The 13,046-nt window shown below is 42.4% G+C and carries 12 protein-coding genes; 9 read left to right on the top strand and 3 right to left on the bottom strand.

Annotated elements, in window-relative coordinates:
- The first annotated feature begins 7 nt into the window (after positions 1–7).
- From ACFSBH_RS04730 to ACFSBH_RS04760, 7 genes are all read left to right on the top strand, one after another.
- Positions 8–997 carry an NAD(P)-dependent oxidoreductase gene (locus tag ACFSBH_RS04730; protein WP_379596294.1) on the top strand — a complete coding sequence of 330 codons (990 nt, stop codon included), beginning with the start codon at positions 8–10 and terminating at the stop codon, positions 995–997.
- A gap of 2 nt (positions 998–999) precedes the next feature.
- Entirely contained in the window at positions 1,000–1,395 is a 396-nt protein-coding gene (locus tag ACFSBH_RS04735) for a PaaI family thioesterase (protein WP_379596296.1), read from the top strand.
- 74 nt (positions 1,396–1,469) lie between these two features.
- Positions 1,470–2,807, top strand: coding sequence for a hypothetical protein (locus ACFSBH_RS04740; protein ID WP_379596298.1), 1,338 nt, complete (start codon positions 1,470–1,472; stop codon positions 2,805–2,807).
- 29 nt (positions 2,808–2,836) lie between these two features.
- Entirely contained in the window at positions 2,837–3,607 is a 771-nt protein-coding gene (locus ACFSBH_RS04745; protein WP_379596300.1) for an IclR family transcriptional regulator, read from the top strand.
- Positions 3,608–3,627: 20 nt separating this feature from the next.
- Positions 3,628–4,680, top strand: a complete 1,053-nt coding sequence (locus ACFSBH_RS04750; RefSeq protein ID WP_379596302.1) for an Ldh family oxidoreductase — start codon at positions 3,628–3,630, stop codon at positions 4,678–4,680.
- A gap of 55 nt (positions 4,681–4,735) precedes the next feature.
- Positions 4,736–5,497 carry an SDR family oxidoreductase gene (locus ACFSBH_RS04755; RefSeq protein WP_379596304.1) on the top strand — a complete coding sequence of 254 codons (762 nt, stop codon included), beginning with the start codon at positions 4,736–4,738 and terminating at the stop codon, positions 5,495–5,497.
- 27 nt (positions 5,498–5,524) lie between these two features.
- Positions 5,525–6,127 carry a short chain dehydrogenase gene (locus ACFSBH_RS04760; protein ID WP_379596306.1) on the top strand — a complete coding sequence of 201 codons (603 nt, stop codon included), beginning with the start codon at positions 5,525–5,527 and terminating at the stop codon, positions 6,125–6,127.
- A 392-nt stretch (positions 6,128–6,519) separates the two neighbouring features.
- On the opposite strand, the gene ACFSBH_RS04765 is transcribed toward ACFSBH_RS04760, so the two are convergent.
- The 3 genes from ACFSBH_RS04765 to ACFSBH_RS04775 form a co-directional block, all read right to left on the bottom strand.
- Positions 6,520–7,995 (bottom strand): sodium/proline symporter, encoded by a 1,476-nt coding sequence (locus ACFSBH_RS04765; RefSeq protein ID WP_379596308.1) that lies wholly within the window; start codon positions 7,993–7,995, stop codon positions 6,520–6,522.
- Between the two features lie 30 nt (positions 7,996–8,025).
- Entirely contained in the window at positions 8,026–8,988 is a 963-nt protein-coding gene (locus ACFSBH_RS04770; RefSeq protein ID WP_379596310.1) for an ornithine cyclodeaminase family protein, read from the bottom strand.
- 304 nt (positions 8,989–9,292) lie between these two features.
- Complete coding sequence (locus ACFSBH_RS04775; RefSeq protein WP_379596312.1) at positions 9,293–10,477, bottom strand: CdaR family transcriptional regulator; 1,185 nt, start codon at positions 10,475–10,477, stop codon at positions 9,293–9,295.
- A gap of 164 nt (positions 10,478–10,641) precedes the next feature.
- Here ACFSBH_RS04775 and ACFSBH_RS04780 point away from each other — a divergent pair, with 164 nt between their 5' ends.
- Entirely contained in the window at positions 10,642–11,802 is a 1,161-nt protein-coding gene (locus ACFSBH_RS04780; protein ID WP_379596314.1) for an NAD(P)/FAD-dependent oxidoreductase, read from the top strand.
- A gap of 36 nt (positions 11,803–11,838) precedes the next feature.
- Positions 11,839–13,011, top strand: coding sequence for an LL-diaminopimelate aminotransferase (locus tag ACFSBH_RS04785; RefSeq protein ID WP_379596316.1), 1,173 nt, complete (start codon positions 11,839–11,841; stop codon positions 13,009–13,011).
- Positions 13,012–13,046 lie beyond the last annotated feature (35 nt).

Raw genomic sequence — 13,046 nt, forward strand, 5'->3', positions numbered from 1 at the left:
GGATCATATGCACATTTTACAAATTCTTCCTATGTATCATGAAGATGGGGAAGCGGTTTTACAATCAAACGCGAACGTGACTAAATTTAATGAGTTTAATGAACAAGAGATTATAACTTTCTTGCAATCGACCAAAGTCGATGGGATTATCCTCCGGGCACCGGCACGGATAACTCCAGCAATCTTGGATGCATGCACCGATGTAAAAGCAATATCCGGGGCAGGTGTTGGACTGGATAACATTGATGTGGAGTATGCGACAAAGAAAGGGATCCGCATCCTGCATGCTCCGAAAATCAATACGATAGCTACCGCAGAACATGCAGTCAGCCTCATCCTTGCTGTAATGAAGAATACGGTAAAATTCCATAACGAAATGGAGAAAGGAAATTACTCCTACCGCGATGGGAAATTCACATCGGAATTACACGGCAAGAAGCTCGGGCTTGTCGGGTTCGGCTCCATCGCACAAGAAGTTGCAAAAATCATGAAGAACGGCTTCAATATGGATGTCCAGGCCTATGTGCGGAGAATTCCTGAGGAAAGACAGAAGATAGCAGATTCACTAGGTGTGGAGCTTACGAAAGACATGGAAAAAGTTTTCCGGGAAAGTGATGTAATCAGTCTACATATCCCGTTGAATAATAATACAGATGGGTTGGTCGATGCATACTATTTCAACTTGATGAAGGAAGATGCAGTTCTGATCAACACCGCTCGTGGTGGCGTCATCAATGAAGAGGATTTGGTTGAAGCGTTGAAGGCTAAAAAATTCCGTGCTGCTGGTGTAGATGTATTTCGCGAAGAGCCGGCACCATCAGACCACCCATTCCTTGGAGTAGATGAAATAGTTAAGACTCCCCATATGGGCGGAATCAGCTTAGAAGCGGCACAGGAAACGAGTACAACAATAGCAAAGAATCTGATTAAAGCAGTGGAAGGCGAAAATGTAGAGACGATTGTCAATTTAGATGCCCTTTCAACCGTGGAGGGATAAATATGCAGGAGATCATACAAGGTTTTGAGCAGAGTAACTTTTGGAATTTCATCGGACTAGAACTGGAAAAGGCTGAAAAAGGAAGTGTGACGCTGAAACTCCCGATCATCCCTGCATTCATCAATGTGAGGGAATCTGTCCATGGTGGCGTTTATGCATCCATTTTGGATACGGCGATGGGATTCTCGGCACGTTCACTCGGCTATGATGAAGTGATTACACTGGACATGAATGTCCGCTTTTTAAAAGCAGTCAGTGACGGGACGATTTATGCAGTCGGAAACACAATCCATCAAAACCGTTCCACCGTATTGGTCGAGGCTGTACTATATGATGAAGACGATAATAAACTTGCCCATTCCACGGGGACTTTCCGTGTTGTGAAACACGATTCGTAATCGTCCTGATTTCTGTTTCTTCCTATTATATAGGGTGTGGAATGTTTCTGTAAAAAGGGAAAGCTGGTTGATCCATGTTTCATTTTATAATTATTATGATGATGTGTTTCTTCTACATCATACAGGCGCTCATTAAAAATGATGTAGTGGATATGTTGTACATTGTACTCTGTTTAACGGCATTTATCCTAGCATTCAGCAGACTGGCAACAAAGAACAAATGGTTTACCGGAATTTTATTTCTGGCCGGTGTATTCATTCATTATATTTACGGGAACGAATGGTTGCATCTAGTGGATGGTATTACACAGAACCTCGCACTGTTATCGATTATTTTACTCGCCCCGATGATTTCACTCCCGCTTGAGGGGGAGGGGTTGATCAAGACGGTGGTCGCCAAACTGGATGAATGGAAAGAAAATCAACGGAAATCATTTTTTGGAGTGAGCAGCTTTATGATGATGCTTGCTCCAATTTTGAATATGGGGGCAATCCGGGTCGTCCATGGATTTGTAGGCAAGACTCCAATGGAATCGAAACTATTATCCCATGCCTATATCGGGGGATTTACTCCAGCAGTCGTATGGTCACCATTTTTCGCTTCTGTCGGCGTCGTCATTACGATGGCGAATATTCCTTATGTGACCTACATGCCTATCGGAATCCTATTTTCTCTCATCATGGTGTTGGCAGCAATTATCTTATTTCGTCCGGAAAAAAGTGAAATCGCAGCCACAAGGGAAGAGCCTATCTTAGAAAGTAAGCAAGAAAATTCGCGTGACTATGTTTTGCTGATTTCATTCGTACTGTTTTTAGTCTTGCTTTTGATTGGTTTGGAGTACCTGACCAAATTGCCGATGCTTCTATTGGTGAGTATAAATTGTATCTTGATTCCATTCGTTTGGACACTCGTTCGAAATAAATGGGGATGGATGAAGGTGGAGATGAGTCGGTATAAAGAACAGCTGATCTCCAGATCAAATATTGAAATCTCTCTGTTTCTGAGTGCGGGTCTTTTCGGAAACGCCTTAATGCATACACCAATCACTTCCAGTTTGGGTGGTGCGATTATATGGGCGTCCCAATGGTCAGTGTTATTGGTTACATTGCTTGTCGTTTCATTTATTACGATGTTGGCGCTCTTGGGCATCCATCAAATCATTGCCATACCAATTATATTTCCCCTGCTCCTCGTTCCAGAAGTTGATGTCACATTATTTGCCGCCGCGTTCATGTGCATCTTTTCTTGGATGTTTTCATCCACGCTCAGTCCGTTGAACGCACTGAACATCATCATCAGTTCTTGTGTGCAGACGAATGGTGTGAGGGTGGGAGTGATCTGGAATGGGAAATACTTTCTTGCCGTATTTATAGCTGCACTCGGTTACGTTTTATTGCTGAACCAATTATAAATCCTGATGTTAATTAGGGGTGGATCGTATTGAGTAGAAGTTTAGTGAAGGCAATACAAGTGTTGGATTGTTTTTTGGAAAAGCCGGTCATGACCATCAATGAATTGGCTGAGATTGCCGCTATGCCGAAAACGACGGTGTTCAGGCTTGCCGGCGGGTTGGAAGAGGCCGGTCTATTGATTAAAGACCGAAAATCCAGCCATGATGTGACGTACCGCATGTCTTTGAAGTTATTGGAGTACGGAAAATTTGTAAGTGACCAACTTGAATATAGTAAAGTCGCCCGTCCCCATATGAAAAAATTGAATGAGGAAATCGATGAACTCGTCCATCTCACGATTATGGAAGGGTACGAGGCTGTTTATGTAGAGACCGTGAACAGTTCAAAACCGGTACGCTTAGTCGGAAAGGTTGGTGCTCGTGCCCCGTTGTATGCCGGGTCGGCACCTAAGCTCCTTTTATCTGGATTGGACGACGACGAGGTGGAATCGTATTTGAATCATGTGGAATTTAATAAATTCACACCAAATACATTGGATGAAAAGGAAAAGATAAAAGAGGAACTTGAAAAGATCAGGGAGCGCGGCTATTCCATCAGTTATTCCGAACATTACCAAGCGACGATTGGGATGTCGTATCCGATTTACGACTACGAAGGAAAGATGATTGCCGCAATGGGAGTGAGTATCCCTTATATTGACCATTCGAAAACACGTGAAACATTCATCTTGAGCAAATTGGAACGTACAGTGATGGATATATGGAAAGAGTTGGGCTATACAGGGGTTCATCCATCTTAATTTAGTCAGGAGAAGATCAGATGAAAATAGCTGCTAATAACCTGAAACGGTTTTGTGAGGAAATACTGAAGAAAAATTCCATACCAACAGAGGAAGCGGAAGTTATCGCTGATAGCTTGGTTGACGCAAATATGATAGGAGTCGATTCCCATGGGGTGACGAGGCTCAGCCTTTATTTGCGGAGGACGGAAGAGGGAATCGTCAACAGGAATACGAATCTGGAAATCATCAGGGAAACTGAAACGACCGCATTATATGATGCCAATAACGGCTGGGGTCAATATGCGGGTAAAATCGCCATGCAGCAAGCGATCAAGAGAGCTAAAAAATATGGTTCTGCAACGATTGGCGTAACGAACTCCAACCATTTTGGAACAGCATCCTATTTTACGAAAATGGCCGCCGAAGAAAATTGCATCGGCATTGCCATGTGCAACACGACTCCCATTATGGTCCCTTGGGGATCCAATGAACCGACGCTCGGTACGAATCCCCTTTCCATCGCCATTCCAACGAATCGTCACCCGGTTGTTTTGGATATGGCGACGAGCAATGTAGCCCGCGGCAAAATAAACTTGGCGGCCAAAAATGGTGAGGATATCCCAATTGGCTGGGCAATCACCAAGGAGGGGAAACCCACGACAGATCCCTTAGAAGCATTGAATGGCTATCTACTGCCATTAGGACCAAAAGGATCTGGGCTTGCAATGATGATCGATATCATGTCGGGTGTCATGACCGGTGCGTTATTCGGTAAGGATATTCCACGGATGTATGAGGATAAGGAACCACAGAATCTCGGCCACCTATTTATGGTGATCAATTCAGAATCCTTTGTGGATATCGAAACGTTTAAACGAAGGATGGATGATCGTATCGAACAAACGGTAAAAAGTTCCCCTGCTGAAGGATTCGAAAAGGTATACATGCCTGGAGATATCGAGGAAAGGAACAGAGAGAAGCATACCAGGGAAGGGTTGACTCTCTCGCAGGCTATGTTTGATGAGCTGAAGGCTTTAGGTAATAAATATGATGTTCCGATGGAGGAATATTTATCACCAGCAGAATCCTAGAAAACTGATTGGCCAATATCGAGTTTTTGCAAGAAGCGGTAAGGGAGGGACAAAAATGACTGGAAGGTTCGCCGGAAAAGTAGCAGTAGTGACAGGAGGAAGCCGTGGCATCGGAAAAGCGGTTGCGAAAGAGTTTGCTGAAGAAGGGGCAAAGGTTGCCATTCTAGACGTCGATGAAAATTTGTATGAGACAGAGAAGGAATTTATAGACAATCAATATGAATTCCTCGCCTTGAGGGTGGATATCACCGATGAACAGCAAACGGACCTTGCCATCGAGCAGATTGCGGGCGAGTTCGGCTCGGTTGATATTCTAGTGAATAACGCTGGAATCACTCGGGATGACTTGTTGTTTAAAATGTCCAGTGAGCATTGGCGGCAAGTGTTGGATGTGCATTTGACGGGGTCCTTTCATGTTACTAAGGCCGCTCAAAAATATATGGTTGAGCAAAAATATGGACGGATTATCAACATATCTTCTAGATCCGCTTTAGGGAATCGCGGGCAGGCAAATTATGCTGCAGCAAAAGCCGGTCTCCAAGGTTTTACGAAGACGCTAGCAATTGAACTCGGTAAATTCGGCATCACCGTCAATTCGGTTGCTCCCGGTTTTATCGAAACCGAAATGACGAAAGCTACCGCCGAACGGGTGGGCAAGTCATTTGAAGAATTTAAAAACGAACGAATCAAACAAATCCCTGTCGGTAGAGGCGGAAAACCAGAAGACATCGCCAATGCAGTAGCTTTTTTTGCGGATGAGAAAGCGTCTTTTGTTAATGGACAGGTGATGTATGTGGCTGGTGGTCCGGCGGGTTGAAAGATAATAAAAAGGGGAGGCGAAGGAATGAGAATATTAGTAGTAGGTGCAAGTGGTACGATAGGTAAAGCAGTAGTCGAGGAATTGCAAGGGGAAAATGTGGAAATCATCAAGGCAAGTCGAAGCAACTCAGATGTATCGGTCGACATTTCGTCGCCTGAAAGCATCCGTGCCATGTTTGACGAGGTAGGCCAGGTTGATGCTTTAGTATCCGCAGCAGGGGAGACCCATTTTGGTTTGGTGGAAGAAATGACACCGGAACAAAATCAACGAACGGTAAACAGTAAACTGCTTGGACAAATCAATCTAGTGCTTCTTGGTTTGAATTCCATCCGTGATAAAGGAAGCATTACACTGACAACCGGAATCACAATGGATGACCCGCTCGTCACCGGCGCGTCAGCTGCCATGGCAAGTGGCGGAATTCGAGCTTTCGTTAAATCCGCAGCGATCGAGCTACCTAGAGGAATTCGCATCAATACAGTGAGTCCGAACGTGCTGGAAGAATCATCCGAAAAATATGGTTCATTATTTGTAGGCTATGAACCGGTATCATCTAAAAGTGTTTCTCTGGCATACAAGAAAAGTATTTATGGGGCGCAAACAGGTCAATGCTATTATGTGTACTAGGACTACGTATATGGCCGTGAAATAGTTACAGATAAGGAAAAAGGGATTGGGACATAACTAGCCAAAAACTGTAATAAAAGGATCCAAGCAATCACAAATTTGCTTAGATCCTTTTTTAGTGAAGTTTTTTCATATCGCTCTTTAGATTTGGGGTGTTGACGGTGTACTTTCTCAGATTCAACCCATTCATACAAAGGCACTTGGGATTCTATGATAAATGCATCATAGAACCATTCAATAACCCAAATGCATAAAGTAGGACTCTCTGTTCACTTATAAAATCGAACAAGAGCCCTCGTGTTTAGCAGAAAAATTTGGTTTTGTCTCAACCACTTTTTTTGATTTGACAACAAATGAGATTGAAATCTTCTTCCTTCAATCCAGAATCCAATCTAAAGTGCGCCTTGTAGATTGTCCGCTTTTTCCTCCACCTCTTTATCCGGAAATATCAAGCTGAATACAATCCCGAATAGGGCCGCGATGAAAAAGGTTGAGAAGCGGGACGTGATCATTGCTTCTAACGGAGTACTAATCCATATAATAGTGAAGACTAATCCGGATAGAATCGTTGCAATGACACCTGCGCTAGAGTAACGTTTCCAGAAAAATGTCATTAGGATAGCTGGGGAAAGGGTACAACCAACACCTGCCCAAGCCCAACTTACAACAAGGTATACCAACGATTCCGACACAAGAGCGATGATCATCCCGATGACTCCAAATAACATAACGGATAATCGAGACAGCCATAAAAGTTGTTTTTCTGTTAGGTTTAATTTCAGGGTCTTGTTGATAATATCTTCTGTTACGGAACTAGTAACGACTAATAATTGCGAGTTGGCAGTTGAAATAATCGCTGCAAGCACCCCAGCTAATAAAATGCCCGCAATCCATGTTGGAAATAGTTGCAGGATCATAGTAGGCAAAATGGTTTCCACATCCGCAAATGATCCTTGGTCGTACATAGCAATTGCTGTAATTCCGATCATGAATGCACCGCCATAGGCAAGGATTGTCCATACAATTGCAACGAAAGCTCCTTGGTTCGCTTCTTTTTCATTTTTCAAGGCCATGAAGCGTGCACTCAGTTGTGGTTGTCCACCTAAAAAACCAAAGAACCAAGCAAAGTTATTAAAGAAAAGTACACCAATTGCAAATCCAGTCAAGCCTCCAAACCAAGAATCAAACGAACTGCCTGCTGTTTGGATGGACTGGGCGATGGACAAGTCATTCGTATTGATATAAATTAATGCTAAAATCGGCAGCCCGACTAACGTAACGAGCATCAGGACACTTTGGATCATATCTGTCCAGACGACTGAGATGAATCCAGCAGAGAATGCAGTGAATATAACAACAACGGTTGCAATGATTACACCATATACAATAGGTAAATCAAAAGTGGTGAAAAATAGTTTTCCTGCTCCAGCTAATTGAGCTCCGACGTAGAACATGAGAAATCCTGCAATGAGTATACTTGCCAACCACCGAATGAGATTCGCCTTTTGGCCAAATCGTACCGCCAAATAATCTGGTATCGTTAACACGTTATATTTTTGCGTTTCCCTCATAAATACTTTAGCCAGGAAAAGCCAGGCGAAAATAACACCTATGGCAATGCCTATTGCTACCCAAATACCGGATAAACCTGTCATAAATACAAATCCAGTATATCCTAGTAATAGCCAGGCGGATTCACCTGTCGCCCGTTCAGAAAATGCAAGAGCCCATCCAGGAAGTTTTCTTCCTCCTAGTAAAAAGTCCGATTGGGTTTCTACTTTTCTAGAAAAGTAATACCCTATCGCGAGAATCATAATACAAAATAAGATGAATTCGATTAAAATTATATTCACGACGTATCTCCCCATTTAAATAGTTTTTGATAAATAAAAGTAATCTTAACGTAAAAATGTACCAACATCATTTTGTTTCGCCTTTTCATAAATAGCCTTCGCAACAACGACATCAAAAAGTGCCATGCCGGTTGATTTAAAAATAATGCTCTTGTCGGACTGGTGGGTAAGGGCGCCCCCTTGTTGGATAAAGGATGAGATTGTTTGAATCTGCTCCTTCTTTATCCATTGATTGTCCAGTGGGGTGATCAAATCTCCAGACTCTTCCACTGCATCATGCGAATCGATGAAAATCTGGTCTGTAATCGAGTAAAGCTCATCAGGAAATTCCCTCATTGTAGGCAAGAACGAACCGATCCCTACAATTAATTTTCCAGCGAGAACTTCAGCATCATTCGTTAAGACTGGTGTGTTGGAAGTCGTAGTCGTAATGATGACGTCAGCATTTGCAGCGGCTTCCTCGACACGGTCTGTTTTATGGATTGTAATCGGTGCAGACACCCAACTTTGAAAGGCACCGATAAATGCATCCAACTTCTCCGCCGACCGGTTGTAAAGGTAAATATCGGTGATTGGCCTAATAGCACTGGCTGCAATCGCTTGATACAAACCTTGAACGCCTGTCCCGATGATTGCTATTTTTTTTGTGTCCTCAGGTGCCAAGTGTCGGATAGCAGAGCCGCCGATTGCCCCTGTCCGAAAACCGGTTATAAATGATCCATCCATAATTGCTTGAATTTCTCCCGTTTCACTGCTGTTCAACACGACCAATCCATGTAATGTCGGCAACTTTTCATTGTTTGGGAAAGATGTGACCAATTTTGTACCGATCGCGTCATCCGTCAAACACGGCATTACGATTAGTGCATTCGGTTCGTCGGTCAGCTTCATTCTTGTCGGCATCTGGAATTTTTGTGATTCATATAAGCGGTATGCATCGTCAATGGCATCGATTGCTTCCTCCATTGTCAAAGACTCACGGATATCCCTTTCATTCAAAAATAACATCGAAAAACCACGCCTCCCATCTTCTTTAATGAATATTTACAATATTAATTACATTATTGTCACTGTATGAATTGAAGTCTATAGGCAATTCGCATAAAATATAGAGACTTCAAAATCAAAAAACACATGATTTGCTTAAAATCCCTTGAAGGCACCAACGCCTTGTCGGGTTTCTTAGCTTGTACACGTTGCATAACATAAAATTGTAAACGCTTTCTATAATGACTGACTTAATAGTGAGAGGTCTATACTTGAACACTTTTCTGCTGCGTATCAAAGAGGCGCTGGAACATGTCCATGTTTTTCATTTCAGCACACGAGTATCTTGTTTCAACGCTACATATAACACAACACAATGCTGAAAAGACTTTGTGTCGAGTGACGTGATTTCTTCAATCTTCTTCAATCGATAAATCAATGTGTTTCTATGCAGATATAGTTTTTGTGCCGTTTTACTGACGTTTAATTCCGATTCACAGTAAGTGATGAAGGTGTTCGCCAGTTCGGCATAATTTTCGCTTTTTATGAACATATCCAGATTGAATGAAATTTTATCAAGAAAGTCATTGTTGATTTGTTTTGGAAGGATGTTGGAAACCAAGTCCCAATCATGATAACTGTAAACCTTCGGGGTAATCCCCAGATTCAATCCATATTCTATCAATCGTTCGGCTTCATCATACGAGTTGCTTACGTCTTCAAGTGATCTGGAAATGTTGCCCACCGCAATGGAAACGTCGTTGATTTTCAAGGAGCGGAACGACTCGATCAATTTCATCCCTTTATCGTGAAATTTCTTCAAGGAGGATGCATATTCGAATTCACTGTTAACTGGTTTGAGTAAAATGATTTTCTCGGTGTTTAAAAATGTACCTAAGTAATTATCTTTACACTCGAACACATCAACTACCATCCTTAATAGCTGCTCTTTAAATAAATCGATTTGAAAATTGTTGCTTATGTCAGGCAAGAGGGAATTGCCGATATTAATGAGAATACAATAACGTTTTACATCATAATCAAGATGGAACAGACTGCTATATTGTTTTATTTTTTCTTTATTGACATTGTCATTCAATAAGATATACTGGGCGAACGTCTCGAGGGTCTTTGTCCTGAATTCTTTCGTTTGTTTTTGAATCGTCTCCTGCCATGTCATTTCCACGTATTTCTTCACTAGATTCGCATATGGTTTCACTTGGACTGGTGGTCCGATAATTCCGAGCACGCCCAACGTTTTATTATCCAAGACGAGCGGAGTTGCTACACCGGGCAGCACATTATGGATATCTATAATATTTGCCTCATCATATTCAATCATTTGATTCTTATGTAATACTTCAATTGAAGGCGGGTGCTGCCTGCCAATTCGATCCGGCAATGTCGAACCGATGATGTAACCTTTCTCATCACTCAAACTGATTGGAAAAGGTAAAATTTCGGAAACTGCATCAACGACCTTTTGTGCAATTTGCACTAAACCATCCATTACTCATTCCCCCTCTATATTTCTGTTACTCCTTTTGGTATACTTGATTTAAAATTATTCCACCTTTTTAAAAAATGTATAATATTTTGTATACTTTGTCCATAGATATTTAAAATTTTCAGATATATAAATGGAGTATACAAAGACATTTGGGGGTGGCAAGGATGGTGAAACAGACAGATGTTATCATTGTCGGCGGCGGAGTCATTGGCTCCAGCATCGCGTATAATCTTTTGAATGATGGTTATGAAGGGGAAATAACGATATTTGAAAAAGACCGGACTTATGAATTCGCTTCCACACCGAGAAGTGCCGGTGGAATCAGGCATTTATTCACGACAGCGATCAATGTACAAGTCAGCAGATTTAGTATTCAAAAATACTTGACCTTTCCGGAAGATATGGCAATCGGCTCAGAGAAAGCGGAAATAGATTTCAAACCACGAGGGTATCTTTTTCTATCAAAAAATATTGAAGAATTGAAAGAACAACATACGATGCAAGTGGCGAACGGTGCAAACTCCGAATTGGTCACTAAACATGAATTGTTGGAGATTATACCAGAGTTGAACATAGACGACCTTGATGGGGGACTATACTGTGCAGATGATGGTTATCTTGATCCCTATTCGGTGATGCAAGGATATGTCCGTAAAACGAAGCAGCTCGGAGGGGAGTACGTCTATGACGAGGTGGAAACCATTTTACAGGAGGCTGGAAAAGCAACTGGGGTGAAACTCAAAAATGGTGAAGTCTATCAAGCTCCGATCGTCATCAATAGTGCAGGCCCATGGGCTCCGTATTTAAGCGAACAATCAGGGTTTCCAATTCCTGTCATTCCGCTCAAGAGGCAAGTTATCCAATTTGATACTGCGGAACCTTTAGAGAGAGAACTGCCGTTAACTGTAGATCCAACTGGCGTATACTTTAGACATGAGGGAAGCTCCGTCATTTCCGGTTTTTCTGAAAAGGTGAAGCCTGGTATTGATTTCAAATGGAGCCGCGACTTTTTCATGGAACAATTATGGCCGGTATTAGGCACTCGCGTCAAAAACTTCGAGCATGCAAAAATTGTCGGTGGCTGGGCTGGAATGTACAGTCATAATACGAAAGACCAAAACGCAATTGTTGGTGAACACCCGGAACTTAGCGGCTATTATATGGCGGTGGGATTCAGTGGCCATGGTATGCAGCAAGCGCCGGCAGTAGGAAAAGGATTATCTGAACTCATTCGAAAAGGACGCTATGAAACATTGGATTTAAGCCCGTTCTGTTTTGAGAGGTTCTCTACAAATCAATTAATTACAGAGGGTGCAGTTGTTTAGTTAGATAAACATCTTCACCAGAGGGGGATAGTGCGGATGTATATTTCCGATATCGTGAGCAACATGCCGGAGTATGTATTCTCCGAGTTTCAAAAGAAGAAAAAAGATTTAGAGGAAAAGGGCATTGATGTCATTGATTTGGGGATCGGTGCACCAGACTTGCCGACGCCTGATTTTGTCTATGATACGTTAGTGGAAGCGGCGAAAGAACCAGCTAATCATCGGTATTCCAATTATAATGGCACATTGGAATTCAGAGAGGCTGTAGCAGACTTTTATGAGAAACATTACGGTGTGGAATTAGATCCGGAAACAGAAGTATTGACGTTGGTCGGTTCCAAAGAAGGGCTCGTGCATTTAATTCAGGCGTTGATCAACCAGGGAGATAAAGTGCTTTTACCGAATCCCGGATATCCTGTATATAAAATGGGAGTACATTTAGCCGGTGGGGAAAGTGTCGAACTCCCATTGGTCCAAGAAAATGGATATGTGCCGAATTACGATCAGCTCTCGGATGAGGATCTGGAGGACGCGAAACTACTATTTCTCAATTATCCTAGTAACCCGACAGCTGCAACAGTTGAATTAGATACCTTCCACGAGGCGGTTAAATTTGCTCGGGATAAAAAAATCATCGCTGTAAATGATTCCGCTTACAATTTGGTGACATTCGACGATTATAAGGCACCTAGCATTTTGCAAGTGCATGGTGCAAAAGACGTTGCAATAGAGCTGGGCTCTTTATCCAAAAGTTTTAATATGACCGGCTGGCGCATCGGTTTTATGGTCGGCAATAAAGATGTGATCAAAGCTGTAGCGACGTTGAAAAGCAATATCGACACAAGCCAGTTTATACCGATTCAAAAGGCTGCCGCTGTAGCGTTGCGCAGTGACTTTCAAAGTGTGAGGACGAATAATCAAGTATTCCAAAACAGAATGGAAAAGCTCTATCACGCGCTTAATGAAATTGGGCTGAAATGTGAAAAGCCGAGGGGGACCATTTTTATCTGGGCGCAAGTGCCTGAAGGCTTCACATCTTCGTCTTACAGCAACTTACTCCTGGAAGAAGCGGGCATCATCGTAACTCCCGGAACAGCATTCGGTTCCAATGGGGAAGGATATGTGCGTATGTCATTATCCGTAACTGAATCTCGTTTGGATGAAGTCATTCAGAGATTGAAGCGATTAGGAAAGCTTAGTGCAAAATAATCTGCATTATTGTTTTATAACAAAAAGAAATATAT

It is taken from the genome of Oceanobacillus luteolus, from assembly GCF_042678205.1.
Taxonomy (GTDB): Bacteria; Bacillota; Bacilli; order Bacillales; family Amphibacillaceae; genus Oceanobacillus; species Oceanobacillus luteolus.

Coding starts and splice junctions, on each gene's coding strand:
- ACFSBH_RS04775 (WP_379596312.1), bottom strand. CDS start 10,477: ATGGATGGTTTAGTGCAAATTGCACAAAAGGTCGTTGATGCAGTTTCC.
- ACFSBH_RS04750 (WP_379596302.1), top strand. CDS start 3,628: ATGAAAATAGCTGCTAATAACCTGAAACGGTTTTGTGAGGAAATACTG.
- ACFSBH_RS04730 (WP_379596294.1), top strand. CDS start 8: ATGCACATTTTACAAATTCTTCCTATGTATCATGAAGATGGGGAAGCG.
- ACFSBH_RS04770 (WP_379596310.1), bottom strand. CDS start 8,988: ATGTTATTTTTGAATGAAAGGGATATCCGTGAGTCTTTGACAATGGAG.
- ACFSBH_RS04765 (WP_379596308.1), bottom strand. CDS start 7,995: ATGGGGAGATACGTCGTGAATATAATTTTAATCGAATTCATCTTATTT.
- ACFSBH_RS04780 (WP_379596314.1), top strand. CDS start 10,642: ATGGTGAAACAGACAGATGTTATCATTGTCGGCGGCGGAGTCATTGGC.
- ACFSBH_RS04735 (WP_379596296.1), top strand. CDS start 1,000: ATGCAGGAGATCATACAAGGTTTTGAGCAGAGTAACTTTTGGAATTTC.
- ACFSBH_RS04755 (WP_379596304.1), top strand. CDS start 4,736: ATGACTGGAAGGTTCGCCGGAAAAGTAGCAGTAGTGACAGGAGGAAGC.
- ACFSBH_RS04785 (WP_379596316.1), top strand. CDS start 11,839: ATGTATATTTCCGATATCGTGAGCAACATGCCGGAGTATGTATTCTCC.
- ACFSBH_RS04740 (WP_379596298.1), top strand. CDS start 1,470: ATGTTTCATTTTATAATTATTATGATGATGTGTTTCTTCTACATCATA.
- ACFSBH_RS04760 (WP_379596306.1), top strand. CDS start 5,525: ATGAGAATATTAGTAGTAGGTGCAAGTGGTACGATAGGTAAAGCAGTA.